The organism is Polymorphospora sp. NPDC050346, from assembly GCF_040655695.1.
GTDB lineage: Bacteria > Actinomycetota > Actinomycetes > Mycobacteriales > Micromonosporaceae > Polymorphospora > Polymorphospora lycopeni.
In genome coordinates this window covers 565,426-592,059 of the sequence record NZ_JBFAKM010000001.1, presented here as the reverse complement: position 1 = coordinate 592,059, position 26,634 = coordinate 565,426, and the positions used below count along the sequence as shown (strand labels likewise).

Annotated in this window: 24 protein-coding genes; 12 read left to right on the top strand and 12 right to left on the bottom strand. The window is 71.4% G+C overall.

Going from position 1 to position 26,634, the window contains the following annotated elements:
• Window positions 1–114: 114 nt before the first annotated feature.
• The 3 genes from otsB to AB0I42_RS02480 form a co-directional block, all read right to left on the bottom strand.
• Entirely contained in the window at window positions 115–843 is a 729-nt protein-coding gene (otsB, locus tag AB0I42_RS02490) for a trehalose-phosphatase (protein ID WP_357533461.1), read from the bottom strand.
• Window positions 844–981: 138 nt separating this feature from the next.
• Window positions 982–1,356 carry a hypothetical protein gene (locus AB0I42_RS02485; protein ID WP_357533404.1) on the bottom strand — a complete coding sequence of 125 codons (375 nt, stop codon included), beginning with the start codon at window positions 1,354–1,356 and terminating at the stop codon, window positions 982–984.
• A 279-nt stretch (window positions 1,357–1,635) separates the two neighbouring features.
• Window positions 1,636–2,076, bottom strand: a complete 441-nt coding sequence (locus AB0I42_RS02480) for a helix-turn-helix transcriptional regulator (RefSeq protein ID WP_357533402.1) — start codon at window positions 2,074–2,076, stop codon at window positions 1,636–1,638.
• Window positions 2,077–2,340: 264 nt separating this feature from the next.
• Here AB0I42_RS02480 and AB0I42_RS02475 point away from each other — a divergent pair, with 264 nt between their 5' ends.
• The 6 genes from AB0I42_RS02475 to AB0I42_RS02450 all read left to right on the top strand — a co-directional run bounded on the left by AB0I42_RS02475 (window position 2,341) and on the right by AB0I42_RS02450 (window position 7,575).
• Entirely contained in the window at window positions 2,341–2,685 is a 345-nt protein-coding gene (locus AB0I42_RS02475; protein WP_212826509.1) for a hypothetical protein, read from the top strand.
• Window positions 2,682–3,029 carry a hypothetical protein gene (locus AB0I42_RS02470; protein ID WP_212826512.1) on the top strand — a complete coding sequence of 116 codons (348 nt, stop codon included), beginning with the start codon at window positions 2,682–2,684 and terminating at the stop codon, window positions 3,027–3,029. Before AB0I42_RS02475 ends, AB0I42_RS02470 begins: the two co-directional genes overlap by 4 nt.
• 430 nt (window positions 3,030–3,459) lie before the next feature.
• Complete coding sequence (locus AB0I42_RS02465; RefSeq protein WP_357533400.1) at window positions 3,460–4,884, top strand: PhoH family protein; 1,425 nt, start codon at window positions 3,460–3,462, stop codon at window positions 4,882–4,884.
• A 178-nt stretch (window positions 4,885–5,062) separates the two neighbouring features.
• Complete coding sequence (locus AB0I42_RS02460; protein ID WP_357533399.1) at window positions 5,063–5,752, top strand: lytic transglycosylase domain-containing protein; 690 nt, start codon at window positions 5,063–5,065, stop codon at window positions 5,750–5,752.
• Window positions 5,753–5,853: 101 nt separating this feature from the next.
• On the top strand, window positions 5,854–6,495 hold the full coding sequence (locus AB0I42_RS02455; protein WP_357533397.1) for a rhomboid family intramembrane serine protease: 642 nt from the start codon (window positions 5,854–5,856) through the stop codon (window positions 6,493–6,495).
• Window positions 6,496–6,606: 111 nt separating this feature from the next.
• The gene (locus AB0I42_RS02450) at window positions 6,607–7,575 is read left to right on the top strand and encodes an NAD(P)/FAD-dependent oxidoreductase (protein WP_357533395.1); all 969 of its coding nucleotides are present in this window, start codon (window positions 6,607–6,609) and stop codon (window positions 7,573–7,575) included.
• Between the two features lie 37 nt (window positions 7,576–7,612).
• Here the strand turns inward: AB0I42_RS02450 and AB0I42_RS02445 are convergent, their stop codons facing one another.
• Together AB0I42_RS02445 and glpX are read right to left on the bottom strand one after the other, a co-directional pair.
• A complete protein-coding gene (locus AB0I42_RS02445; protein WP_357533394.1) occupies window positions 7,613–8,605 on the bottom strand; it encodes a DMT family transporter in 993 nt (330 codons plus the stop codon).
• Window positions 8,602–9,633, bottom strand: a complete 1,032-nt coding sequence (gene glpX / locus AB0I42_RS02440; protein WP_357533392.1) for a class II fructose-bisphosphatase — start codon at window positions 9,631–9,633, stop codon at window positions 8,602–8,604. Before glpX ends, AB0I42_RS02445 begins: the two co-directional genes overlap by 4 nt.
• A gap of 280 nt (window positions 9,634–9,913) precedes the next feature.
• Between glpX and AB0I42_RS02435 the strand changes: the two genes are divergently transcribed.
• Window positions 9,914–10,582 carry a DUF4245 domain-containing protein gene (locus AB0I42_RS02435; RefSeq protein ID WP_357533389.1) on the top strand — a complete coding sequence of 223 codons (669 nt, stop codon included), beginning with the start codon at window positions 9,914–9,916 and terminating at the stop codon, window positions 10,580–10,582.
• A 126-nt stretch (window positions 10,583–10,708) separates the two neighbouring features.
• On the top strand, window positions 10,709–11,524 hold the full coding sequence (locus AB0I42_RS02430; protein WP_357533387.1) for a hypothetical protein: 816 nt from the start codon (window positions 10,709–10,711) through the stop codon (window positions 11,522–11,524).
• 74 nt (window positions 11,525–11,598) lie between these two features.
• Here the strand turns inward: AB0I42_RS02430 and AB0I42_RS02425 are convergent, their stop codons facing one another.
• Window positions 11,599–11,832, bottom strand: a complete 234-nt coding sequence (locus AB0I42_RS02425; RefSeq protein WP_357533385.1) for an exodeoxyribonuclease VII small subunit — start codon at window positions 11,830–11,832, stop codon at window positions 11,599–11,601.
• A gap of 18 nt (window positions 11,833–11,850) precedes the next feature.
• Window positions 11,851–13,071: an exodeoxyribonuclease VII large subunit gene (gene xseA / locus AB0I42_RS02420; protein ID WP_357533383.1), complete on the bottom strand. Its 1,221-nt coding sequence runs from the start codon at window positions 13,069–13,071 to the stop codon at window positions 11,851–11,853.
• Between the two features lie 143 nt (window positions 13,072–13,214).
• On the opposite strand from xseA, the gene AB0I42_RS02415 reads away from it, so the two are divergent.
• Both AB0I42_RS02415 and AB0I42_RS02410 read left to right on the top strand, forming a co-directional pair.
• Window positions 13,215–14,243 (top strand): 4-hydroxy-3-methylbut-2-enyl diphosphate reductase, encoded by a 1,029-nt coding sequence (locus AB0I42_RS02415; RefSeq protein ID WP_357533381.1) that lies wholly within the window; start codon window positions 13,215–13,217, stop codon window positions 14,241–14,243.
• 49 nt (window positions 14,244–14,292) lie between these two features.
• Window positions 14,293–14,721 carry a hypothetical protein gene (locus tag AB0I42_RS02410; RefSeq protein ID WP_357533379.1) on the top strand — a complete coding sequence of 143 codons (429 nt, stop codon included), beginning with the start codon at window positions 14,293–14,295 and terminating at the stop codon, window positions 14,719–14,721.
• 111 nt (window positions 14,722–14,832) lie between these two features.
• Here AB0I42_RS02410 and AB0I42_RS02405 read toward each other — a convergent pair whose 3' ends face one another.
• Both AB0I42_RS02405 and AB0I42_RS02400 read right to left on the bottom strand, forming a co-directional pair.
• Window positions 14,833–18,087: a S8 family serine peptidase gene (locus tag AB0I42_RS02405; RefSeq protein ID WP_357533377.1), complete on the bottom strand. Its 3,255-nt coding sequence runs from the start codon at window positions 18,085–18,087 to the stop codon at window positions 14,833–14,835.
• Window positions 18,088–18,411: 324 nt separating this feature from the next.
• The gene (locus AB0I42_RS02400; protein ID WP_357533375.1) at window positions 18,412–19,614 is read right to left on the bottom strand and encodes a DNA recombination protein RmuC; all 1,203 of its coding nucleotides are present in this window, start codon (window positions 19,612–19,614) and stop codon (window positions 18,412–18,414) included.
• A gap of 176 nt (window positions 19,615–19,790) precedes the next feature.
• Here AB0I42_RS02400 and AB0I42_RS02395 point away from each other — a divergent pair, with 176 nt between their 5' ends.
• Complete coding sequence (locus tag AB0I42_RS02395) at window positions 19,791–20,504, top strand: hypothetical protein (RefSeq protein ID WP_357533373.1); 714 nt, start codon at window positions 19,791–19,793, stop codon at window positions 20,502–20,504.
• A 230-nt stretch (window positions 20,505–20,734) separates the two neighbouring features.
• On the opposite strand, the gene valS is transcribed toward AB0I42_RS02395, so the two are convergent.
• The 3 genes from valS to AB0I42_RS02380 are packed head-to-tail and all read right to left on the bottom strand — an operon-like array spanning window position 20,735 to window position 25,355.
• Entirely contained in the window at window positions 20,735–23,365 is a 2,631-nt protein-coding gene (valS, locus tag AB0I42_RS02390; RefSeq protein WP_357533371.1) for a valine--tRNA ligase, read from the bottom strand.
• A gap of 41 nt (window positions 23,366–23,406) precedes the next feature.
• Window positions 23,407–23,901: a methylated-DNA--[protein]-cysteine S-methyltransferase gene (locus tag AB0I42_RS02385; protein ID WP_357533369.1), complete on the bottom strand. Its 495-nt coding sequence runs from the start codon at window positions 23,899–23,901 to the stop codon at window positions 23,407–23,409.
• Window positions 23,898–25,355 carry an AlkA N-terminal domain-containing protein gene (locus AB0I42_RS02380; RefSeq protein WP_357533367.1) on the bottom strand — a complete coding sequence of 486 codons (1,458 nt, stop codon included), beginning with the start codon at window positions 25,353–25,355 and terminating at the stop codon, window positions 23,898–23,900. The genes AB0I42_RS02385 and AB0I42_RS02380 overlap by 4 nt, the downstream gene beginning before the upstream one ends.
• Before the next feature lie 126 nt (window positions 25,356–25,481).
• Between AB0I42_RS02380 and ychF the strand changes: the two genes are divergently transcribed.
• A complete protein-coding gene (gene ychF, locus AB0I42_RS02375; RefSeq protein WP_357533366.1) occupies window positions 25,482–26,567 on the top strand; it encodes a redox-regulated ATPase YchF in 1,086 nt (361 codons plus the stop codon).
• The last annotated feature ends 67 nt before the right edge of the window (window positions 26,568–26,634 follow it).

The window sequence follows — 26,634 nt, the reverse complement described above, 5'->3', positions numbered from 1 at the left end:
CGCACCGTCTGGAGCCCGAGGACATGCGGCGAAGCCGTCATGCCCGCAGGGTGAAGACGGTGCATTCAGGCGGCGCGAAGCGGAGCGAGCCAGCCGAGGCGGAGCCGAGGCCGACTAGCGCAGCACGTGGATGGCGTCGGTCAGGAAGTCGGCGAGAGCTTCGGGGGAGTCGAGGGTCAGGTCGGCCGCGCTGGCGACCTCCTGCCCGGTCTCGGGGTTGGCGACGGCGACGCAGACGCCGAAGAAGTCGGGGTCGGCGGCTTCGCGGGCGCGCAGCGCGTTGAACGCCTTGATGTCGGAGACGTCGTCGCCGAAGTACCAGGCGCATCCGGCGGAGCCGATCGCCTCGCCGATGACCTTGCCCTTGTCGCTGTCGACCGGCGGCTTGAGTTCGACGACCATGCGGCCGGCCTGGACGCGTAGGCCGAGTCGTTCGGCTTCGGCGGTGGCCCAGGCTTCGACGGTGGAGGCCAGTTGCGGACTGGTCCGCCAGTGCAGGGCGACGGAGAGGCGCTTGTATTCGACGAGGACCGCCGTGGGCAGTTCGGTGCGGGCGCGGGTGGCGAGCTCTTCCATCGCGGGGATCCACGGGAGCGCCGCGGGTTCGGTGACGGTCTCACCGCCGCCGTGGCTGTGTTCGAGGCCGTAGAGCCCGTAGAGGTCGACGTGGGGCGCGGCCGCGAACCGGTCGCGCAGGAAGTCCACCGGGCGTGCGGAGACGATGGCGATGCGCTGGACGACTTCGGCCAGGGCGTCGATCGCGACCATCACCTTGGCGACGGGCTGCACCGTGGTGGGGTCGTCGCTGACCGGCGCCAGGGTGCCGTCGAAGTCGAAGAACATGACGCACCGCCCGGCCCGGCCGGAGGTGGCCTTCCAGGCCTGCTCCGCGGTTACCGGGCGGGTCAAAAGCTGGTCACCTGTCTCGTACGGCCGCACACGAGCCACCCTACCTGGACGGTGGGGGAACCGAAGCCTTGATCAGCTTCGGTCGTCGCCACCGCTCATGGCCCGGCGGTTGCCCAGGCGCGGGCCGAACGGCACGACCGCCGCGTCTTGGCCGTGGCTGAGCAGGTAGCCCTCCACGAACCCGGCGTTGCGGTCGCTGGTGTTCATGTCAAGTTCATTCAGCCGGGCCACGAGGAACTCGGTGAGGGCGGTGATCCGCCCGTTGATCCGCTCGTACAGTTCGCCGACTATCGCCAGCACGATCCCGACGGCGGTGGCGCCGACCACGACCATGTTGATGATGCCGGGCACTTCTTTGTGGGCGAGCAGGGCGACCAGGACGTTGATGGTGATGCACATTGTCGTGGAAACGGCCGCTGTCACGGTCGCTGTCGATTTCAGGGTCATGAGTAGACCCCTCCTTTTGTCCCGCAGGGCTGTGTTCGGCCTTGTCCCGTCCCCCCGCCGACGACGAGCCCAAGCAGTACAGATTGGGACGCTAGCGTGCCCGTTCGGTTGCCCGCACGGCATGTAAGGCCACCGGAACGCCTTCTTTCGCCATCTGAGGAAGTCGCCCCGGTTTGTGGGCACCACGTGCGGCTGTACCAGGCACGAAGGATCGACTGCGATGTCCGTTGCTTCGGATGGTGGAGGTGGGGTCGGCCGGTGGAGGCGGCCGACCCCCGCCTAGCTGGCCCGCCTGCGGCCTTTGCGCGGCTCGCTGGGGATCGGCGGGCGGTAGGCGAGGTAGCGGATCGTCTCGCGGATGTGGAACTTTTCCGCCTCGGAGACGTTGGGGTCGACCAGCCGGCGCAGCAGTGCCTCGACGTCGGGGTCCATCGGCGGGGCGGCCGGTGCGGGCCGGGCCGAGGTCTGCCGGTCCCAGCCGAGTACGCCGAAGGCGACGGTGGGGTTGATCCCGAGCCCCTCGCAGAAGGCGACGACCCGTTCCGCCTCGGGGTCGCTGGCCCACTCGCCGCGTACCCACCGGTTGATGGTCTGTCGGGAAACGCCGGTCCGCCGGGAGACCTCCGAGCCGGTCCAGGCTCGCGTGGTCCGCGCGTCGTCGAGAGCTTTACGGACGAAAGCGGCAAAGGCGATCTTGCGCCCGTGGGCGGTCTCCGGCACTGGCTGACGGTACGGCGAGGATTCCGCATCGCCACCGGGATGGTCATCTTTGTATTGTGTGCGTGACAGGGGTCCATGATTCCCTGTTAACGAGTCAGTCCTTGTGTTGAGGGGTGTCACAAGTACAGACTAGGTGGACTTAGGGTCGGTGCTAATCGTACGAAAAGCTGATGCTGTCACGCACGTGGTACGGACTACTGTTTGTCACGTGATTGAGACGATCCGTGTTCAATCTGGTCACGCGTCTGGGACAGGAGGGAACTGGTGACCGAGCTCGCGACCCGAGCCCAGGCGTTCGGCCTGATCGCAGACGGGGTGGCCGCCGGACTCAGCGCGCCGTGGCGCATGTACCTGGCGCGAGGCTGCCGGTACCTGTCCCTCAACGTCGGCGACCGGGCCGAGTGGAACTCCTGGCGCACGCACCTCGGCTGCCCGGAGTTGAGCGTGCGCGTCTACGACGCGGGTGGGGACATCCGCCGCGCCTCGATCGCCGAGGTCGTCATGGACGGCTGCCGGATCAGCGTCGAGCTGGTCGAGGAGGTCAGCACCGATGACCTCGACCGGCTGCTCACCGACGATCCGAGCTCGTTCGACACGGAGGAGACATGAGCGCCTTCTTCGCGGTGTTCCTGGTGCTGCTGCTGGCCTCGTCCAGCTACGCGGCGGGCCGGTTGCACGGTCAGCTCAGCTACCGCATCGGCTACCGGTTCGGATACCGGCAGGGCCATTTCGACGGCGACCGGGGGGCCTGGAACCGCCGGCGTCGAGAGGCGCAGGCGGCGATCGCCTCGGTGCTGGCGGTGCCATCACCCACGACACCCGACAACGCCCGCACCGATGTACGTCAGGGAACGACGTACACGGGCGCCTCTTTCGCGGGGACCGCGACCAACGGCGGACGGCACTCCATCAGACACGCTCGCCGGCCGGCATCCGTTGCCGGCGACGCGTGATGGGGTGAGCGGTCGCCCGCGATTGCGGTGCGTCGTCCGCGGCGGACGCGCACCGTACGGGATCACCGTCAGACCGGTGACTGGTGATCCCTTACCGGCCGGGATGCGCGCAGGGGGCACGCATCCCGGCCGGTCCCTCCCCGTCGGCCGGGGATCCGTTCGCGGATCCCCGGCCGACGCTCATCCGGGATTCCCGATCGGTGCGGACTGTGACGAGATCCTCACAACTGCCGCCAACCTGTGGGCAGCTCTAGCCCAAGCGGCTTCCGGCCGGCTAGCGTTCCTGCCATGACCCGGGGGTGTCCCGGGTCAGCCGGCCGGCCTGGACCTGCGATTTCGACGCGACGGGGCCCGCATCCGACCCCGTTCGTCCGGGCTCCGGACGAGGCGAGACGCGGGTGGCCGGGTGCACGCCCGCCGGAGCAGGCCTGTGACCACTCGCCGCACGAACACCCGGGCCGAACAGGACCCGGCCGCCGCCACCGCGACCCGGTCCGCCAGGACCACCCGGCGCGCTTCCTCCGCCCGTAGCGGGAACACCGCCGACAGTGCGGAGCCCGCACCAGCGCGCCACGCCTACGTCCTGGACACCTCGGTCCTCCTGTCCGATCCGGCCGCCTTCCACCGCTTCGCCGAGCACGAGGTCGTGATCCCGCTCGTGGTCATCTCCGAACTGGAGGGCAAGCGGCACCATCCGGAACTCGGCTGGTTCGCCCGTCAGTCGCTGCGCATGCTCGACGAGCTGCGGATCAAGCACGGGCGGCTCGACGAGCCGGTGCCCACCAACGACCTCGGCGGCACGCTGCGGGTGGAGCTCAACCACGCCGACGACACCGTGCTGCCGCCCGGATTCCGGAACGAGTCGAACGACACCCGGATCCTGTCGGTGGCGCTCAACCTCGTCGCCGAGGGGCGGACGGTGACCCTGGTCAGCAAGGACATGCCGCTGCGGGTCAAGGCGGCGTCGGTCGGGCTGACCGCCGACGAATACCGGCACGGCCAGGCCAGCGATCCCACGTGGACCGGCATGGCCGAGCTGGAGCTGGGCGAGGAGGAGATCAACCGCCTGTACGCCGGGGACGCGCTCGACGTCGACGAGGCGTCCAGCCTGCCCTGCCACACCGGGCTGGTGCTGCACTCGTCACGCGGTTCGGCGCTTGGCCGGGTGCAGCCCGACAAGACCGTACGGCTGGTGCGCGGTGACCGGGAGGCGTTCGGGCTGCGGGGCCGCTCCGCCGAGCAGCGGGTGGCACTCGACCTGCTCCTGGACGAGTCGATCGGGATCGTGTCGCTGGGTGGCCGGGCCGGCACCGGCAAGTCCGCGCTCGCCCTGTGTGCCGGGCTGGAGGCGGTGATGGAGCGCCGCCGGCACAAGAAGGTGATCGTCTTCCGGCCGCTGTACGCCGTCGGTGGCCAGGAACTCGGTTACCTGCCCGGCTCCGAGGCGGAGAAGATGTCGCCGTGGGCGCAGGCCGTCTTCGACACCCTCGGCGCCGTCGTGCACGAGAACGTGATGGAGGAGGTGATGGCCCGCGGGATGCTGGAGGTGCTGCCGTTGACCCACATCCGCGGGCGGAGCCTGCACGACGCGTACGTCGTCGTCGACGAGGCGCAGTCGCTGGAACGTAACGTCCTGCTCACCGTGCTGTCCCGGATCGGGCAGGGGTCGCGGGTGGTGTTGACGCACGACGTGGCGCAGCGGGACAACCTCCGGGTCGGCCGGCACGACGGGGTGACCGCCGTCATCGAGGCGCTCAAGGGCCACCCGCTCTTCGCCCACATGACACTCACCCGTTCGGAACGGTCACCCATTGCCGAGGTGGTGACCGACCTGCTGGAGGACATCCCTCGTTAGGTGGTACGGCGCCACGCCACTTGGTCCCGGTTAGGGGTGATAAGTGGCGTGGCGCACATCACAATGTCATTGGTTGATTGCCCAACCGCCGCACTGTGCGTCAGGGTGTTCGGCGGCGTGGAATCCGATCGACACGGTCGCCACGCCGTGTCCGTGCCCCCGACGAAGGGACCACTTCGTGACTCGGCCGTGGAGCCGGATCGGAGTCCGGTCGGCCGCTGTGGCGCTGCTCCTGACGGGCGTCGTCGGCGGTTACCACCTGGGCGAAGAGCAGGAAATCCAGCAGCAGGGCATCAACGACCAGCAGGTCGCCCAGGCTGAGGCGGCGGAACAGGCGCTGATCAAGGAGCGGCACGCCGCGCACATCGTGGCCAACGCGCAGAAGCGTCTCGCCGAGCAGGAAGCGGCCCGCAAGGCCGAGGAAGCGGCGAAGACGGCCAACGAGCGGACCCGCAAGGCCGAGGAAGCGGCCAGCCGCAAGAAGCGGGAGGCGGCCGCCGCGGCCAACGACGCCAACGCGCCGGCCAAGCCCTACGACGGGCCGATCCCGGAGTCGTGCAACCAATACAGCGGCAACCGCCAGATCGGCTGCGCCATGCTGCTCCAGAGCGGCTTCGGCCTGGACCAGATGCCCTGCCTGGACAAGCTCTGGACCAAGGAAAGCGGCTGGAACCACAAGGCGCAGAACCGCTCCTCCGGCGCGTACGGCATCCCGCAGGCGCTGCCCGGCAACAAGATGGCCAGCACTGGTTCGGACTGGCAGACCAGCCCGGCCACCCAGATCAAGTGGGGGCTCGGCTACATCAAGGGCCGCTACAGCACCCCGTGCAACGCGTGGCAGACGCTACAGACCAAGGGCTACTACTAGATCCGCGATCGCGACACCGAAGGCGCCCACGACCTCAGGTCGCGGGCGCCTTCGTCGTTCCCGACTGGCGGCGGCCGCCGTGAGCTGATAGCTACTTGGGAATGGCGTACGACCTGAACTCCCGGCGTGGCGATCCGCAGCGGTTCGGCAGCGAGGCGTTCTACGCCGCCCTCGGCCGGGCCTTCGTCGCGATGTGCGCGGTCGTGCCCATCCTGTTCGTCATCGAGGCGCTCGACGTGTGGCTCGCGGCCGGGTTCGACCCCGCGCTCGGCATCATCCCGCGTCGTATCGACGGCCTCGACGGGGTCTTCTTCGGCCCGTTCCTGCACCACGGCTTCGACCACCTCTACAGCAACAGCGTGCCGCTGATCCTGCTCGGCACGTTCGTGCTCGCGGCCGGTGCCCGCCGGTTCCTCTTCTCCACCCTCGTGATCATCCTGGTGAGCGGTCTGGGCGTGTGGTTCACCGGCTCGCCGCACTCCGTCGTGGTCGGCGCGAGCGGGGTGGTGTTCGGCTACCTGGGGCTGCTGCTCATGCGCGGCATCGTGGAGCGGAGCTGGTGGAACCTCGGCGTGGTGCTGCTGGTCGGCCTGCTCTACGGCTGGCAGTTGATCGGCATCCTGCCGACCGATCCGCAGGTGTCCTGGCAGGGGCACCTCTTCGGGTTCCTCGGCGGGCTGCTCGCGGCGATCCTCTTCCGGCGGCGTCAGCCGGACGCCGACGACGCGTACGGTCCGGAGTGACGTCCGGATACTCCTGACCGCCGCCGCGGGACGCCTGTTGCCCGGCCGGAGTTGGCCGCATACCGTCTTTGCCAAGCACGTTGGGTCCGGGGACGGAAGGCGGCGTGGCGCATGCGGGAGATCGATGTAGCGATCGTGGGTGCGGGGCCCTCGGGCCTGTTCGCCGCCTACTACGCCGGGTTCCGGGGGCTGTCGGTCGCGGTGATCGACGCGCTGCCCGAGCCCGGTGGCCAGGTCACCGCGATGTACCCCGAGAAAATGATCTTTGACGTGGCCGGGTTTCCGGCGATCAAGGGCCGCGACCTGGTCGCCAACCTCGTCGAGCAGGCCGCGCCCTACCGCCCGGACTACCTGCTCGGCGTACGCGCCCAGGAGTTGTCTTACCTCGACGGCCGCCCGGTGCTCCGGCTCGACACGGGTGAAGAACTGCTCTGCGGCTCGGTCATCATCACCGGCGGGCTCGGCAGTTTCACCCCCCGGCCACTGCCGGCCGCCGCCACGTTCGCCGGTGCCGGCATCGTGTTCTTCGTGCCGCACCTGGCCGACCTGGCCGGGCACGACGTGCTGATCGTCGGCGGCGGCGACTCGGCGTTCGACTGGGCGCTGGCGTTGCAGCCGATCGCCCGCTCGGTCACCCTCGTGCACCGGCGGGAGAAGTTCCGCGCCCACGCCGCCACGGTGGCCCGGGTCCAGCAGTTGCCGGTCCGGATCGTGGTCAACGCCGAGATCGCGAAGATCCACGGCGAGACGGTGGTCACCGGCGCGGACATCGCCGTCAAGGGCGGCCCGGTCGAGACCGTGCCGGTCACCGCCGTGGTCGCGGCGCTCGGTTTCACCGCCGACCTCGGGCCGCTCGCCGACTGGGGGCTGGAACTCGACCGCCGGCACATCCGGGTGGACAGCACGATGGCCACCAACCGGCCCCGGGTCTTCGCGGCCGGTGACATCACCGAATACCCGGGCAAGGTGCGGCTCATCGCGACCGGCTTCGGCGAGGCGGCGACCGCCGTCAACAACGCGGCCGTACTCATCGACCCGTCCGCCCACCTGTTCCCCGGCCACTCCTCCGACGCCGGCTGAGCCCGGTGCCGCGTTGGCCTGCGGTGCCGGCCGGCCCTCACCCCCGCCGACGCGGTGGCCGGAGCCCCCGTACGCCGGCGGCCAGCAGGACCGCGACGAGGGTCAGGACCGCGCCGACGACGGTGGTCACCCCCGGCCGCCCGGTCGGCGGCGGGATCAGCACGTCGAACAGCAGCGCACCGCCGACCTGCCCCGCGATCATCGACAGGCTGAGCAGCAGCACCCCGGTGTACTGCACCACGACCGCGGCCACCGCGATGAAGAACGTGCCGATCACACCACCGGTGTAGAGCCACGGTTCGGTCGGCCACTGCCCGTCCGGCCAGCCGCGTACGGCCACCACGACCACGAAGGCGAGCAGCAGGGCCGCCGTACCGGTGACGAAGTTGACGAACGACGCGGTGATCGCGCTGCCGGAGGCGATCCGTACGTGCCCGTTGACCGCCTGCTGCCAGGCGATCCCCATCCCGGCGAGGGCGGGCAGCAGGGCCAGGGCGAGCGCCGAGGGGCTGCCCAGCCGGTCACTGACGGCGAGCAGGACGGCCAGCACGGTCAGCACCGCACCGGCGAGGCGGGGCGCGGTGACCGGTTGCCGGCCGGCCGGCCCGAATCCGGCCCGGTCGACGGCGAGGCTGCTGGTGGACTGGCCGGCGACCACGGCGACGATGAAGACGGCGACGCCGAGCGTGGCGACGGTCAGGCCCTGGGTGGCGACGAGGAACGCGCCGCAGACCCCGCCGAGGCACTGCCAGGGCCGCAGGCCGCCGTCGCGCAACGCCGTCCGCAGGACCCGCAGACCACGCCGGGCGGCCGGCACCACCGCCGTCAGGACGGTCAGGATGACCAGACCGGAGCCGAAGGAGACGACGGCGGCGGCGATGCCGTCGTGCAGACGTACCCCGAGTTCGCCGTTGACCCGGGACTGGGCGGCGAGGGCGACCCCCGCGACCACGCCGAGTACGACCCCGACCGCACGCCGGCTGGACGGGGCGGTCGGGGTCGCGGCGGTACCCGGTTCGGTGGTGGTCACTCCTGCTCGGCGATCGGCCGGCCGTCGAAGTCGATGGCCGAGTAGAGGGCGAGCTTCTCCAGCCGGTGGTAGGAGTCGATCACCCGGATCGTGCCGCTCTTGGAGCGCATGACGATCGACTGGGTGTAGGCGCCGCCGGAGCGGTAGCGCACGCCACGCAGCAGGTCGCCCGAGGTGACCCCGGTGGCGACGAAGAAGCAGTTGTCGCCGGTGACCAGGTCGTCGGTGGCGAGTACGCGGTCGAGGTCGTGCCCGGCCGCGACGGCCCGCTCCCGCTCGGCGTCGTCGTGCGGCCAGAGCCGGCCCTGGATGGCGCCACCCATGCACTTGAGCGCGCAGGCGGCGGTGATGCCCTCCGGCGTGCCGCCGATGCCCATCAGCACGTCCACGTCGGACTCGAGCCGGGCGGCCGAGATGGCGCCGGCGATGTCGCCGTCGGAGATGAACCGGATCCGGGCGCCGGCGTCCCGTACCTCCTCGACGAGGCGCTGGTGGCGGGGCCGGTCGAGGATGCAGACGGTGACGTCCGAGATGCTGGACTTCTTGACCTTGGCGATCCGGCGCAGGTTCTCCGTCGCCCCGGCCGTGATGTCGATGACGTCCGCGCAGTCCGGACCGACCGCCAGCTTCTCCATGTAGAACACCGCGCTGGGGTCGAACATCGCGCCCCGCTCGGCGACCGCGAGCACCGCGAGGGCGTTCGGCATGCCCTTGCTCATCAGGGTGGTCCCGTCGACCGGGTCGACCGCCACGTCCACCTCGGGACCGGTGCCGTCGCCGACCCGCTCGCCGTTGAAGAGCATCGGCGCGTTGTCCTTCTCGCCCTCGCCGATGACGACGACACCGCGCATCTGGATCGAGTTGATCAGCTTGCGCATCGCGTCGACGGCCGCGCCGTCGCCGCCCTCCTTGTCGCCGCGGCCGACCCAGCGGCCGGCGGCCATGGCGGCGGCCTCGGTGACCCGGACCAGGTCCAGGGCGAGGTTGCGGTCCAGGTTCTGCGGTACCCGGGTGCTTGTAGCGGTCATCGCGGTTACCTCACTCGTTCCGTCGGTCCGGTGTTGCCCGGCGGCTCGATCGCGTCCGGCGGCGTGGGCCGGCCGCGATCCCGCGTCCCGCGCCCATCGAACCCTCTTCCGGGGCCGGGCGGAGGCGGTTCGCCTCGATCCTGGCACGGCCGTGGGCTGAACGTCCGTTCGGGGCGCCGGTGGTCCGGATCGTGGCGCCTACGGCGACTGCCAAGCTGTGGGCCGCCTACGGCGACTGCCAAGCTGTGGGCCGCCTACGGCGACTGTCAAGATGGGGTACGTGGAACCAGCCCAGCCCACCGAGCGTGGGCCCGTACCCCCGCCCGGGCGGACGACCGCCGACACCGACACCGACCTGCTCGCCGGCACCGACGCGGCACCCGCCGGGTCGGCCGGTGAGGATCCCGACGTGCCGCCACCGGGTTCGGGTGAACCCACCGGGAAATCCGAGCGGTCGCCGAAGGACATGGCGATCTCGCTGCTCGTGCTGCTGGTGCCGATCGCCCTGATCTTCGGCGTCTACCGGGTCTTCTTCGGCGCCGACCAGCCGGTGGTGATCGACCCCGCGCCGGCGGTGGCCCAGGCGCGGGCGTCCGGGGCGTTCGAGGTGATCGACCCGACCGGTGTCGACGACGACTGGCGGCCGGTGACCGCCAACTTCAACGGTGCCGACGGCACCGCGACCCTGCGCGTCGGTTTCGTCTCGCCCGAGGGGGAGGGGGTGCAACTCGTGCAGAGCGACGTGCCGGCCGAGACCCTCCTGCCGCAGGAGTTGACCGCGGACGGTCAGCCGCAGGGTGTCATCGAGATCGGCGGGCGCACCTGGCAGCGCTACACGGCCCGGCCCGGCGAGCGGGCGCTGGTCCTGCTCGAACCCGAGCGCACCGTCATGGTGGTCGGCTCGGCGACCGAGGCGGAGCTGCGCGATCTGGCGGACGGCCTGGGGTAGGCCGGCGGGGCGGTACGGGCCGCTTCAAGTGTTCTTCAAGCGTTTCTTCCATGGGGCGTTCCTAGGCTTGCCGACGCAGCCGCCCGGCCGATCCTGGGGTCGGGGCAGACCCATGGAGAAGTTCTCGTGAAGACCATTCGGCGGACCCTCGCCGGGCTCGTCGCCGCCTCCCTGCTCGCCTTCGGTACGACCGGCTGCATACGGGTCTGGTCGCACAGTCCGCCGGAAGAGGACGTCACGCCCGGCGTGAGCGCGACGCCCGACCTGCGCCAGGCGCTGCTCGACTCGACCAAGGTGTTCGACCGGGGAAACTTCGCCTTCACCGTCACCGGCGGCTCCGAGGACGGCGTGGGCATGATGGACCTGGCCGGTAACACCGCGGCCGTCAAGTACGTGTTCGATCTCGACGGCCACACGGGCACGCTGGACCTCATCCTCATCGACGAGGACATGTGGGTACGGATCGACTACGGGGACGAACTCAACAAGGCCGCGGGCATCGACGCGTGGAGCGACAAGTATCTCCTCGTCGACCAGACCCGCGTGCCGGGCCTGCTGGACACGACATCCGAGGATCCCGACGATTCGGACCCGGCATCCGCCACACTGCTCTTCCGGACGGCCACCGACGTGCGGGAAACCGGGACCGGCACCTACCGCGGCACGGTCGATCTCGGCAAGGCGCCCGATTCGATGCTGGTCGACGAGGCCACGCGCGAGGCACTCGGCGCGGCGGTCGGGTCCATCCCGTTCGAGGCCCGGATCGACGCGGAGGGCCGGCTGGTCGAACTGGGCATCTCGACCCCCGCCGCCGGGGAGATCGAGGCACGGGAAATCAAGATCGTGTACAGCCAGTTCGGGACGGCGACCCCGCCGCGCCGGCCGACGGCCGCCCAGAGCATGCGGGCCCCCGAGGCGGCGTACGAGCTGTTGACCGACTGACCGCGGCTTCGGCGCGCGAAGACGTCCCGAAGCCGTGCCTCCCAGCGGCACGGCAGAGGGACTGACGCCGCCCGTCAGGCGCTCTCGCGGGCCTGACGGGCGGCGTCCAACCGGTCGCGGGCGCCGTCCAGCCAGCGCTGGCAGGTGTCGGCGAGCCGTTCGCCACGCTCCCACAGTGCCAACGACTCCTCCAACGAGGTGCCGCCGGCCTCCAGCCGCTCGACCACCGTCGCCAGTTCGGCCCGGGCCTGCTCGTAGGTCAGCCGTTCGTCGGCGGTGTCGCCGCCACGGGTCTTCTGCTCGCTCAACGTGGTCCTTCCCACATCTCAGCCGTCGACGGTCGCGTCCAGCTCGCCCTCGGCGAGCCGGAGCCGGATCTGGTCGCCCTTCGTCACCTCGCCGGCCGCCCGGACGACGTGGCCGTCGGCGCGCTGCACGATCGCGTAGCCCCGCTGCAGCGTCGCGGCCGGTGACAGTGCCCGCAGCCGGGCGAGGGTCTGCCGCAGGTCGCCGGTGGCCGTGGTGAGCCGGTGGTCGAGGCAGCGGCCGGCCCGTTCGCGCAGGCCGCGTACGTCGACGACCCGCTGTTCGATCATCACCTCGGGCCGGGCGAGGACCGGCCGGGACCGGATCGCGTCGAGGCGCTGCCGCTCGCGGTCCAGCAGCCCGACCACGGCACGGTCGAGGCGCTGCCGGGCCTGCCGGATCAGCCGCAGCTCCTCGGCCAGGTCGGGCACGATCCGCTTGGCGGCGTCGGTCGGGGTCGACGCGCGTACGTCGGCGACGTAGTCGACCAGCGGGACGTCGGTCTCGTGGCCGATGGCGCTGACCACCGGGGTGCGGCAGCCGAAGACCGTCCGGCACAGCGCCTCGTCGGAGAAGGGGAGCAGGTCCTCGACGCTGCCACCGCCCCGGGCCAGGACGATCACGTCGACACCCTCGTCGGCGTCGAGCAGCCGGAGCGCCTCGATGATCTGCGGTACGGCCGTCGGCCCCTGGACCGGCACGTTGACCACCCGGAACTCGACCGCGGGCCAGCGCCGGCGGGCGTTGGTGAGCACGTCGCGTTCGGCCGCCGAGGCCCGGCCGGTGATCAGGCCCACCCGGGCGGGCAGGAACGGCGGGCGGCGCTTGCGGGCGCGGTCGAAGAGCCCTTCGGCGGCGAGCAGCTTCTTGAGCTTCTCCAGCCGGGCCAGCAGCTCGCCGAGCCCGACCTGCCGGATCTCGTCGGCGCGCAGGCTCAGCGTGCCCCGGGCCGCGTAGAACTCGGGGCGCGCGTGCAGCACCACCCGGGCTCCCTCGGCCAGCTCGGGCGCCCCGGCGTCGAGCACGTCGCGGTTGGTGGTCACGGTCAGGCTGAGATCGGCCGACGGGTCACGCAGGGTGAGGAACACGGTGCTCGCGCCCGGCCGCCGGCTGATCTGGGCCACCTGCCCGTCGACCCAGACCCAGCCGAGCTTGGCGATCCAGGCGCTCACCTTCTGGCTCACCACGCGCACCGGCCATGGCTCTTCGGGGGTGCTGCGGGGCGTCTCGGCCTGGGTCACCGGGTCAGCCTACGGCCGGCCACCGACACCGTCCGCGAGCCCGGTCGGCGTGCCGGTCCCGGTCCCGGCCGGGCGGGCGGAGCCCGGGGTGGTGCGGCTCGCGGCCGCTGCCGCCCTCGGGCGGCCCACGTACGATGGGGCACGTGACCGAGGCTCAGGCGATTCCCCAGACCCGCAAGCGCGTGCTGCTGGCGAAGCCCCGCGGCTACTGCGCCGGCGTGGACCGCGCCGTGCAGACCGTGGAGGAGGCGCTCAAGCTCTACGGGGCGCCGATCTACGTACGCAAGCAGATCGTGCACAACAAGCACGTCGTGTCGACCCTGGAGCGGCAGGGCGCCATCTTCGTCGAGGAGAACGAGGAGGTGCCCGAGGGGTCGATCGTGATCTTCTCGGCGCACGGCGTCGCGCCGGAGGTGCACGAGCAGGCGAGGGAGCGCTCGCTGAAGGCGATCGACGCCACCTGCCCGCTGGTCACCAAGGTCCACCAGGAGGCGAAGCGGTTCGCCGCCGAGGACTACGACATCCTGCTCATCGGGCACGAAGGGCACGAAGAGGTCATCGGCACCGCCGGTGAGGCTCCGGCCCACGTCCAGCTCGTCGACGGCCCCGACGGTGTCGACAAGGTGACGGTGCGTGACCCCTCGAAGGTCGTCTGGCTGTCGCAGACCACGCTCTCGGTCGACGAGACGATGGAGACGGTCGCCCGCCTCAAGCGCCGGCTGCCGATGCTCCAGTCGCCGCCCAGCGACGACATCTGCTACGCGACCTCCAACCGGCAGCACGTGGTGAAGCAGATCGCCCCGGACTGCGACGTGGTGATCGTGGTCGGCTCCCGCAACTCCTCCAACTCCGTACGCCTGGTGGAGGTGGCCCTGGACGCCGGCGCGCGAGCCGGTCACCTGGTCGACTACGCCTCCGAGATCGCCGACGAGTGGCTCGCCGGGGCGACCACGGTCGGCCTGACCTCCGGCGCCAGCGTTCCCGACGACCTGGTGATGGAGGTGCTCGACCACCTGGCCGAGCGCGGCTTCACCGACGTGGCCGAGGTGACGACCGCCGACGAGCGGCTGACCTTCTCGCTCCCGCAGGAGCTCAAGCGGGACATGAAGGCGGCGGCCACCGCCCGGTCCGCCGAGGCCGCGACCCTCGCCGCCGGCGCCGGACGCGCCTGACCGGCGGCGGGATGGGAACGCCGCCGGCCGCCAGCGCGTCGAAGATCGTATGAAGACGTTCCGGAAGGTCCTGCCCGGCCTGGTGTTGTGCCTGCTGGTCGGGGCCTGTGCCCAGGACGGGACGGCCGCCCCGTCGCCCGGCCCGACGCAAGGAGGAGCGGTGACCAGCCCGTCCGGATCCGAAGACCTGCCGGTGCCGACGGTCAAGCCGACCCCGGACCGGACGGCGACCGGCCCTGGCACGACCGGCGCCCCGGGCCCCACCCGGCGCCCGCCGGGCCTGATGACCCTGACCGGCACCGTGACCGCCGGGGTCGAACCCAACTGCTTCCTGCTCGACGGCTACCTGCTCGTCGGCGGCACCCCCACGGTCCGGGCCGGCGCCCGGGTCACCGTCACCGGCCGGGTGCAGGCCGACATGATGACCACCTGCCAGCAGGGCACGCCGTTCGTGGTCGAGACCGCCGAACCCGCCTGAGCCGGCCCACGCCGACGGGCACGCCCCGTCGCATCGGACGGCTGGCCCGGACACGGAGGAGCCCGCCCCACCGGGGACGGGCTCCTCGTCGTACTGCGAGCTGCGGTCAGCTCAGTTGACCGTACCGATCTCCAGGGCACCGCGGCCGACGACCGCGCCCTCGTCGGTGACGATCTGGAGCTCACCGGAGAGCTGCCGCCCGGCCGCCGGAACGGACAGGACGGTGACCGAACCGGTGAGGGTGCCGGTCGCCCCGTGTGCCAACGCCAGCGGCGTGGCCGGCGCGGTGACCGAGCCGAGCGCCGTGCTGTAGAACACGTCGAGGTAGTCGTACTCGGTCGTCCCGGCCGGAACCGAGTAGCCGTCGATCTCGACGGTGTACGTGCCGGCCGGCGGGTTCGTCAGCGTGACGGTCTCCTCGGAGCTGCCGCCGGCGCTACGACCGACCTCAGCACCGTTGCGGTAGATGAACAGGTCGAGGTCGGCGGCGGGGTCGGCCGGGTTGCCGATCCGCACCACGAGACGGCTCGCCCCGGCCGGCACGACGACCTGGTAGGTCGAGACGGCGAGGTGCGCGATGGTGGGCCGCTGGCCGAGGGCGCTGCCGAGCTGACCACCGGAGGCGGTGAGGTTGACCGGACCGTAGTCGTTGGTCACCGACAGGTTGACCGGGGTCGGCTCACCGGCGGTGACGTTGGGCAGTTCGACGACCTCCGGGTCGACGGTGACGCCCTGGATGCGGGCCCGCAGCTGGTACGGGTTCTCCAGCATCGGCGACGTCCGCCGCGACTCGACCTCGATCTCCCAGATGCCCGGCAGCGGGTTGTCGTACGACCGCTCGTCCGGCTTGCAGGGGCTGGGGAAGTTGCTGAAGCACTGCGTGCTCTGGGTGCTGTCCACCGGGATGCCCTGCGGGTTGAACGCGACGAACCGGGTCTGCGACCCCTCCGCGAGGCCCGACAGGTTGACCTGCAGCGACTTCGCGCCCTGCGGCACGTTGACGAAGTAGGTCTTGAACAGGTTGCGGTCGACGGTGCCGCTCACCGCGTACGAGAAGTCGGGCGCGGTGGTGGTCTTGGCGACCACGACGGTGTTCATGAACTCGAAGTCGACCCACGGGGTCGCCGGGTCGTCGACCCGCATGATGGCGCTGTGGTCGCCGTAGTCGCCACGGGCCTCAAGGTGGATCTTCACCGGCTGGTTGAGCGGCAGGATGATGTTCTTCGGCCCGTTGCGGAACGTGCCGTCGTTGCCCAGCCACTGGACGTTGTGCTTGATGTTGCGGTCCGGGCCGGTGGTCCGGGTGATCGTCATCTCGTACTGCTTGGGCGCGTTGCGGCTGTGCCCACCATCGGTGGCGGCGCACCGGTTGTAGAGGCCGGTGCCCCGGTGCGGGGTGGCGAGGAAGCCGGAGAGCGGGGTGCAGACCGGCGCGTCGACCGTGTAGCCACCGGGCTGGACGCCGGCGGCGAGCAGGTTCCACGCGTTGGGCACGTTGAACTTGCCGTTGCCCTGGCCGCTCGCGGTCACACCCGGGATCCAGTCACCGGTGGAGTAGATCGCCCTGCGGAGCTGGGCCGGGGTGACGTCCCGGTTGGTGGCCTTGGCGGCCGACAGCAGCAGTGCGGCACCACCGGCGGCCTGCGGAGCGGCCATCGACGTACCGTTGCTCATCTGGTAGCCCGGCGGCAGCGGGTAGCCGGCCTCGGCGACCGGTCCGCCCGGCTGCCACAGCGGCGTGGTGGAGATCGCCGAACCCGGGGCGGTGATGTTCGGCTTGAGTCCGCCGTCCTCCCGCGGGCCGCGCGAGGAGAAGTTGAAGAGCTGGTCCGGCGTACGGGTCACCGAGCCGTAGTTGGCCAGCCAGGTCTCCTGGCTGATGCTGGCGGCGACCGCCACGGCGTCGCTGGCGACCGACGGGTCACCGGAGGTGTTGACGCCCGGGCCGTTGTTGCCGCCGGAGAGGAAGAGCTGCACCCCGTAGTCGTTGATCAGGGTGTTGTAGAGGTGCGTACGGGCGTTGTTGCCGTCGTTGAGGCCGGGCAGGCCGCCGATCGACATGTTGACGACGTCCACGCCACGGTTGACGACGAGTTCGATCATGCCCTCGTAGAGGGCGGCGGCGGTGCAGCCACCGGCGAAGGTGCAGGCCCGGGCCGACACCAGCTTGGCGCCGGGGGCGGCGCCGTCGAAGACGGCGTTGCCGAACATGTCGTTGGCGGCGGTGATGCCGGCGACGTGCGAACCGTGCGAGCTGGAGACGATGCCGATGTTGACGTAGTCGACCAGCCCGGGGCCACCGGCCGCGGTGGTGTCGACGTCCTCGCGGAACTCGACGACGAACGGGATCTGCTCCCGGACCGGGGTGGCCGGGTTGTCGGTGCCGAAGTGCCCGACGTCGAAGCGCTCGCCGTACGGCCGCATCAGCGCGTCGTCGGTGAAGTCGCGGTTCTGGTTGACGTCGACCCAGATGTCGTTGGTGACGGGGTTGTAGAGGATGCCCCAGACGTCGGTGGTGTCACCGTCGCGGTTGACGTCGCCGGCGACGTCGCCGCCGGCGGCGGCCGACTCGGCGAAGGTGTTGAAGAGATAGGTGCCGGCGGGCGCGGTCCAGGTGCCACCGACGGCGGTGAAGGTCGGGCCGGTGACCGAGGTCAGCATCGGCCGCCAGGTGCGGTCGCCCTCGAGGACCGGGTCGGTGGCGGTGAACCAGTCGACGATCTTGCGCTCACCGGTCGTGGTGGTCTGCAGCGCCGGGTTGTCCAGGTCGATCCCGGAGTCCATGATGCCGATCGTGATGCCACGACCGTCCCAGGTGGGGTTGGCCTCCTTGAACGCGACCGAGCCGATCTCGTGGGTCGGCATGAAGGCGTTGACGGCCGGGGTGTCGGCGCCGGGAGCCACGACGGCGGACCTGGCGGCGCGGGCGGCGGTGCTGTCCGTCACCGGATCCGGCGCCGGCAGCGGGACCGTCTCGTTGAGGTCGACCGCGGTGACGCCGGGGAGTTCGGCGGCGCGCAGCACGGCCGAGGTGGGGAGCTGCGCGCGGACGTAGCCGACCTCGTCGACCTGCTTGCCGACCTTGCCGCCGAGCTTGGCGAGTCCGGCGGCGACGTTCTTGGTCTCGCCCTTCTCGGTCGTGACGATCACGGTGACGGTCTGTTCGCCCTTGCCGCGGGCCTCGGCGAGCAACGCCCGGTCGTGGGCGCCCAGCTTGTCGCCGGGTCCGCCCTTGAGAACGTCCGGTCCGGTGGTCGGGTTGGCGTAAGCGATGCCACCACCCACCACGGTCATGGCGCCGGCAGCCATGACTGACGCGAGGAGCGCGGCGGAGGTACGCCTACTCCAGATGCGGGGTTTTGTCACGTTCTCTATCCTCCGGAGAACAAAGGCCCTGGGGTGCAGGGCACGTGTGACCGCATCCTTCGCGTTAGTCACGATGATTGTCACTATCTCGCCGGGCGTTGTGACCAGCCCGTGACATGAATTAGCGCATTGATGTCCGCAATTATCGCTACTTTGTCCGTAATGAAGTGTCTAAATTAGTGTCAGGCTGGGATCTTGCGTAGAAAGTGGACTTTCCGGGCTCGAATCTGCTCCGCCGCAGGTCAGGCCGGTGGTGGTGGATCGGTCACCGGCCGCCGTCGGAAAGGCGACACTCCACCGTGGAAAACTGTCCTGAGCGGCTGATCAGTGTGTTCGGTCGGGCCCACGGGCCGGTTCGGGCAGGCGTACCGCCATCGGCTGATCGACCAGTTCCGGAGCCTGCGCCTGCCGGGGTGTCACCTCGACCTGCGCCGGCACCGGCAACTCGTCGCCGGACACCCCGAGATCGGCCAACTTGCGTGCGCTCACCAGCACCCGCGCCTCCAGCGAACCCACCGCCCGGTTGTAGGCGGTCACCGCCGAGCCGAGCGACGCACCCAGCTTCGACACGTGGTCACCCAACGTGGACAGTCGGCCGTACAACTCCCGGGCCAGCGAATGCACCGCCACCGCGTTGCGGGCCAGCGCCTCCTGCCGCCACGAGTAGGCGACCGTCCGCAGCAGGGCCACCAGCGTCGCCGGGGTCGCCAGCACGACGTTGCGGGCGAACGCGTGCTCCAGCAGCGCCGGATCACGCTGCAACGCCACGTCGAGGAACGGGTCGGCGGGCACGAACAGCACCACGAACTCCGGCGCCTGGTCGAACGCCGCCCAGTACGACTTCGCCGCCAGCGCGTCGACGTGCGCCCGCAGGTGCCGGGCGTGCGCGTCGAGGTGCGTGTCACGACCCCGCTCGTCGCGCGCCTCCATCGCCGACAGGTACGCGTCGAACGGCGCCTTCGCGTCGACCACCACCGACCGTCCACCGTGGAGACGTACGACCAGGTCGGGGCGGACCAGCCGCTCGTCAATGGTGCCGGTCACCTGCTCGGAGAAGTCGCAGTGCTCCAGCATCCCGGCCGCCTCGACGATCCGCCGCAACTGGTGCTCGCCCCACCGGCCGCGTACCTGCGGCGCCCGCAGTGCCGCCACCAGCTGCTTGGTCTCGGTCCGCAATTCACCGGAGACCTGACTCATCGAGCGGACCTGCTCACGCAGTTCGGCGTACGCGTCGACGCGATCGTGTTCCAGTTCGGTGACCCGCTGCTCGTACCGGCGCAACGTGTCGTGCAGCGGCGCGACCGCCCGCGCCACCGCCTCCTGCGACTGCGCGGTCGCCTCGTACGACAGCGCCCGCATCGACTGCTCCAGCCGGCCCTCGCCGTCACGGGTCGCCCGCAGCGTGGCGTCGAGCCGGGCGATCTCGGTCGCCGACCGGGCCCGGGCGGCGAACCACCCCAGCGCGGCTCCGGCGGCCAGACAGACGACGATCACGGCCAGTGTCGAGGGCTCCACCCGGTGGAGCATGCCAAACGGACCCGTACCGCCGGAAGTCGCAGCGCCGGGAGCCGGTGACCCGTACCGTCGGTTCTGCGGTATCGGCCCGCATCCGGGTTCGCCCGGACCGGACAACCCGAACCGGCGGGTAGGGCTAGCCGGATGGCGCCCCCGGGCCGGAAGAGGCAGAGTTCGCAGGTGTGAGTGTGGAGACCCGACCGTCGGCCGACCAGTCGCCCACCGGCCCGCAGCGGCCCGGCACCCGTACCCCGACCGGCCGCCGGCCCGCGTCCGGCCAGCGGCCCGGACGGTCCCGGCGGACCGCCGCCGGCTGGATCGGCGGTACGGTCGTCGCCGCCCTCGCCGTGATCGCGGTCAACTCGGCGTCCCAGGCCCTCGGCCAGTTCCACTGGTGGGCCGGCTTCGTGCTGGTACCCGGCGCACTGATCGCCGCCACCGGCGGTCCCCTGGTCGTCCGGGGCGGCAACCGGGCCTTCGCCGGCTACGTCATCGCCTGCGTCGGCGGCCTCGTCTTCGCCGTCGGCGCGCTGCTGATGTTCGGCGTGATGAGCCGGGGGTGGCCGCTGATGGTCGTGCTGCCCTGCCTGGCCGTCGCCGGCACGTACGGCTGGCAGTTGGAGCATCCGCTGGCCCGGGGACTGCACCGGGTGGTCGCGATGCTGGCGTCGACCGGGGCGGCGGTCGGCATCACCCTCCAACTGATCGTCCTGGACTGGGTGGAGCTGACCGGGGTCCACTGGTGGGGCGGGTTCATGATGCTCGCCGCCGTCATCGTCTTCTTCAACGCGCTGGAACTCGTCCGGCACCGCATGCAGTACCGCCTACAGGCGATCGCCCTGCTCGTCGGACCGGCCGTGGTCACCTTCCTGCTCGGGCTGCGCTTCCTGCGCGGCTGGTGACCCCGGCCGCACCCCGGACGGGGCCGGCGTGACGGGTTGCCGGGTTCGTCGCGGGGTCAGCCGATCCCGGCGTCCCGGGCGCGCGCGATCGCTTCCGTCCGGAGGCAGCGGTCCCGACCTGCTGGGACATCACCTTGGGACATGAGGCGCGCCGACCATCGCGATCGAGCGTTCGCCATCTCCTTCGCCCCACGGTGCAGCCGGTCGGGACCGAGACCCGAACCGCGCTGTCAGAACGCGCAGGCCACCACGAGTTCGGTGGTGCGGTCCGGCAGGAAGTCCAGCTTGCCGATCCGGCCCGCCGCCCGCAGGTCGTCCCCGACCAGCGCCAACCGCTCCAGCATCGCCGCCGGGCCGAGCACCTCCGCCAGCGGCACGTCCGTACGCATCGACAGCTTGCGCTCCGACTTGGCCCGCCGGACCTGGGTCAGCGCCTCACCGGCGAGCCGCAACAGGTCGGCGTCACCGTCCTGCGCGGCCCGGCGCACCTCGTACGTCGTCGGCCACGGCGACCGGTGCACCGACCCGTACCGCCACCACGACCAGACCTCCTCGGTCACGTACGGCAGCACCGGCGCGAACAGCCGTAGCTGCACCGACAGGGCGGTGGCCAGGGCCGCCCGCGCCGAGTCGGCCGCCGGCCCCGAGCCGTAGGCACGTTCCTTGACCAACTCGATGTAGTCGTCGCAGAACGTCCAGAAGAACGCCTCGGTGGCCTGCAGCGCGGCGGTGTGGTCGTACGCGTCGAACGCCGCGCTCGCGGCGGCCACGACCTCGGACAACCCGGCCAGCATCGACCGGTCCAGCGGGTGCGTCACCTCGGCGCGCAGCGCGTCGGCGGCGCCGAGCCCGAGGGCGAACTTCGACGCGTTGAGCAGCTTCGTCGCCAGTCGCCGGCCGACCTTGATCTGGCCGGGGTCGAACGCCAGGTCGGTGCCGGGCCGCCCGTTCGCCGCCCAGTAGCGCACCGCGTCCGAGCCGTGCTGCTCCAGCAGCGCCATCGGGGTGACGACGTTGCCCTTGCTCTTCGACATCTTCTTGCGGTCCGGATCGAGGATCCAGCCGGACAGCACCGCGTCCCGCCACGGCAACACGCCGTGCTCCAGGTGGGACCGCACGACCGAGGAGAACAACCAGGTACGGATGATCTCCTGCCCCTGCGGACGCAGATCCATCGGGAACACCCGGGCGAACAGGTCCGGATCGGTCTCCCAGCCGCCGACGATCTGCGGCGAGAGCGACGAGGTCGCCCAGGTGTCCATGACGTCCGGATCGGCGGCGAACCCGCCCGGCCGCCCACGCTGCGCCTCGGTGTATCCGGCCGGCACGTCCGAGGTCGGGTCGATCGGTAGCAGCGACTCGTCGGGCGTGAGAGGGTGGGACAGGTCCGGCTCGCCAGCGTCGTCGAGCCGGTACCAGACCGGCACCGGCACGCCGAAGAAGCGCTGCCGGCTGACCAGCCAGTCACCGGTGAGGCCGCCCACCCAGTGCTCGTAGCGGTGCCACATGTGCGCCGGCACCCAGTTCAGCTCCCGGCCCCGGGCCAGCAACTCCTCCCGCAGGTCGGTGTCCCGGCCGCCGTTGCGGATGTACCACTGCCGGGTCGACACGATCTCCAGCGGCGAGTCGCCGCGCTCGTAGAACTTCACCGGATGGGTGATCGGCCGTGGCTCGCCGACCAGGTCGCCGGAGGCGGCCAGCCGGGCGACGATCTCCCGCCGGGCGGCGTTGACCGACGAGCCGGCGATCGGCGCGTACGGCCCGGCCGGCACCCCGGGCGGGGCCTGCGGCAGCAGCCGGCCGTCCCGGCCGATCACGACCCGGGTGTCCAGGCGCAGCTCCCGCCACCAGGTCACGTCGGTCAGGTCACCGAAGGTGCACACCATCACCAGACCGGTGCCCTTCTCCGGGTCGGCGAGCGGATGGGCGTGCACCGGCACCTCGACGTCGAACAGCGGCGTACGCACCGTGCGGCCGACCAGGTCCGCGTAGCGCCCGTCGGAGGGGTGGCACACCAGCGCCACGCAGGCCGGCAGCAGCTCCGGCCGGGTGGTGTCGATCTCGACCGGCCCGGCCGGGCCGTGGAACCGCAGCCGGTGGTAGGCGCCCGGCCGCTCCCGGTCCTCCAACTCGGCCTGGGCGACCGCGGTGCCGAAACCGACGTCCCACAGCGTCGGTGCCTGCGCCGAGTACGCCTCGCCGCGCGCCAGGTTGCGCAGGAACGCCCGCTGCGAGGTGGCCCGGGCCACCGGCCCGATGGTCGTGTACGTCAGCGACCAGTCGACGCTCAGCCCGAGCCGCCGCCACAGCGTCTCGAACACCTTCTCGTCCTCGACGGTCAGCCGCTCGCACAGCTCCACGAAGTTGCGCCGCGAGATCGACACCGGGTTCTTCCGGGCCCGGTCGTCGACCGGGACGGCCGGTGGCTGCCACGCCGGGTCGTACGGCAGCGACGGGTCGCAACGCACCCCGTACACGTTCTGCACCCGGCGCTCGGTCGGCAGGCCGTTGTCGTCCCAGCCCATCGGGTAGAAGACGGTGCGGCCCCGCATCCGCTGGTAGCGGGCGACGGTGTCGGTGTGCGTGTACGAGAAGACGTGCCCCATGTGCAGTTCGCCCGATACGGTGGGCGGAGGTGTGTCGATCGCGTATACGTCCGAGCGGTCCTTCGACCGGTCGAACGCATACGTGCCCGCCTCCTGCCAACGCCGCGACCAGGTCTCCTCGATGCCGTCCAGGGTCGGACGCTCAGGAGTCCCGGCGCGCGCGGGCGTACCCACCTCGCTTCGCTCGGCGGATACGCCTCTTGAACTGAGCTGGCTGATTCCCTCGCTTCGCTCGTTCATGCCCGTATCAGTCATGCGCCCGATGCTACGGCCGGCCCTGGACGGCGACGACCTGGTTATCCGGCTGCCTCGTGGTCCAGCAGCCAGCGCTTGACCGGCCGGCCCCAGCGGTAGCCGCCGAGCGTGCCGTCGGTGCGCAGCACCCGGTGGCACGGCACGAACAGGGCGGCGGCGTTGCGGGCGCAGGCCGCCGCGGCGGCCCGTACGGCGGCCGGCCGTCCGGACAGTTCCGCGTAGTTGGTGTAGGTGACCGGCCCGCCCGGCTTCACCTGGCGCAGCGTCTCCCACGCGTGGGCCATGAAGGCGCCGCCGGTGCGCTGCTCGACCGGCACCGCGTCGATCGCGGTCAGGTCGCCGTCCAGGTAGGCCCGGACCGCCGCGGTCACCGGCCCGAGGTCCGGTCGCGGCCGTGGTTCGGCCCGCAGGTCCGGGTGCACCAGCGCCAGCAGGGCCGGGACGTCGGTGGTGAACCCGGCCGCGCGGACCGCCCCGTCCGGACTCGCGAGGATGGTCAGCGGCCCGGCCGGCGTGTCGATGGTGCTGCTGTTCATGAGGTGACTCCCTTGTCCGGCGCGGCGCGCCACAGTCTGATCACGGCATACGACCGCCACGGCCGGAACCGGGCCGCGTACGCGTCGAGTGCCTTCGCCTCACCGGGCAGGCCGAGTGCGACGGCTCCCCGGCGTACGGCGAGGTCGGTGGGAAGGAACGTGTCCGGGTCGCCGATCGCGCGCATCGCGACGTATCCGGCGGTCCACGGGCCGATCCCGGGCAGTTCGGTCAGCCGGCGTACGGTCTCCGCCCGGTCGGCACCCGGATCGAGGTCGACGGTGCCGCCGGCGACGGCCGCCGCGAGGGTCCGGATCGTCTCCCGCCGGGCCGCCGGCATCGCGTACACCTCGTCGGGCAGGTCGAGCAGCCGCTCCGGGGACGGGAACGGCACCAACCCGTCGCCGGCCCCGTCCGGCGTGGCCGCCCGTACCAGGCGGGTCAGCACCGTACGGGCACCGGAGACCGAAACCTGCTGGCCGACGATCGCGCGTACCGCCATCTCGAAGCCGTCGACGGAGCGTGGCACGCGTACGCCGGGTTCGGCGGCGACAGCCCCGGCCAGTGCCGGGTCGGCGGCGAGCGTGCCGTCGACCGCCTCCGGGTCGGCGTCGAGGTCGAGCAGCCGGCGGCACCGGGCCACCGCCGGGGCGAGATCGCGTACGTCGGCGAGCCGCAGCGTCGCCGCCACGTGCCCGGGGCGCGGCGTCAGTTCGACCGTGGCGAGTCCGTGCGGCAGCCGCAGCCCGCGCCGGTACGTGTCGCCTTCCATCTCCTCCACGCCGGGCACCGCCCGCAGCCGCAGGAAGTCCAGCAACGCCCCGGCGTGCAGTGGCGACCGGTACGCCAGCCGCAGCGCGATCGCCCCGCCGGCCGGTTCCGGGCCGGGCCGCCGCCGGGCGCTGTCCCGCAGGCCGGACGGCGCCGTCCCGTACACCTCACGGATCGTGTCGTTGAACTGCCGTACGCTGCCGAATCCGGCGGCGAACGCGATCTCGGCGAGGCCGAGGTCGGTCGTCTCGACCAGGATCCGGGCGGTCTGGGCGCGCTGGGCCCTGGCCAGCGCCAGCGGGCCGGCGCCCAACTGTTCGGTGAGCATCCGGCCCAGGTGCCGTTCGGTGTAGCCGAGCCGCCGGGCCAGGCCCGGCACCCCGTCGCGGTCGACCACCCCGTCGCCGATCAGCCGCATCGCCCGGCCGACCAGGTCGGCGCGGACGTCCCAGTCCGGCGAGCCGGGGGAGGCGTCCGGCCGGCAACGCTTGCAGGCCCGCAGGCCGGCGCGCTGGGCCGCCGCCGCCGACGGGTAGAAGCCGACGTTCTCCCGCTTCGGGGTGACCGCCGGGCAGGACGGCCGGCAGTAGATGCCGGTCGAGGTGACACCGGTGTAGAACCGGCCGTCGAACCGCTGGTCACGGCTGTCGACCGCCCGGTAGCACCGTTCGAAGTCCAGGTCCACGCCATCGATCCTGCCTCGCCGGTGGGCCGGGTGACTCGCGGAAATCGGACCTGATCGTGCCGGTCCCGGCGGCCACCCGGTGCTGCCTGCGCGGGTGCCGGGCGGGCTTCCGTAGGATCGGACGACGTGACCCTCTCGCTTGGCATCGTCGGCCTGCCCAACGTCGGCAAGAGCACCCTGTTCAACGCCCTGACCAAGAACGACGTGCTCGCCGCGAACTACCCGTTCGCCACCATCGAGCCCAACGTCGGTGTCGTCGGGCTGCCCGACCCCAGGCTGGAGAAGCTCGCCGAGATCCACGGATCGCAGAAGATCATCCCGGCGCCGGTCTCGTTCGTCGACATCGCCGGCCTGGTGCGCGGGGCCTCGAAGGGGCAGGGGCGGGGCAACGCCTTCCTCGCCAACATCCGCGACGCCTCGGCGATCTGCCAGGTCGTACGCGCCTTCTCCGACCCGAACGTCGTGCACGTCGACGGCAAGGTGTCGCCGGCCGACGACATCGAGACGATCAACACCGAGCTGATCCTCGCCGACCTCCAGACCCTCGAGAAGGCGCTGCCGAGGCTGGAGAAGGAGGCCAGGGTACGCAAGGAGCGGGCCGGGATCGCCGCCGCCGCCAAGCAGGCCGCCGAACTCCTCGACGGCGGCACCACGCTCTACGCCGGCGCGGCCAAGGCCGGCATCGACCTCGCCGAGCTGCGCGAGCTGCACCTGCTCACCACCAAGCCCTTCCTCTACGTCTTCAACGTCGACGAGGCCGAACTCGGCAACGCGGCGTTCCTCGACGAGCTGCGGGCGCTGGTCGCCCCGGCCGAGGCGGTCTTCATGGACGCCAAGGTCGAGTCGGAGCTGATCGACCTGCCCGAGGAGGAGGCCCGCGAACTGCTGGAGTCGATCGGCCAGGCCGAGCCCGGCCTGCACCAACTCATCCGGGTCGGCTTCCGGACGCTGGGCCTGCAGACCTACCTGACCGCCGGGCCGAAGGAGGCCCGGGCCTGGACGATCCCGATCGGCGCGACCGCGCCGGAGGCCGCCGGCGTCATCCACTCCGACTTCCAGCGCGGCTTCATCAAGGCCGAGGTGGTCTCCTTCGACGACCTGGTCGCCGCCGGCTCGATGTCGGCCGCCAAGGCGGCGGGCAAGGTCCGGATCGAGGGCAAGGACTACGTCATGCAGGACGGCGACATCGTCGAGTTCCGCTTCAACGTCTGAATCCGGCCCGTTCCCGAGACCAGGGATCAGTCTCGGGACGTGGGTGACATGTCCGGCTTGACGAGTC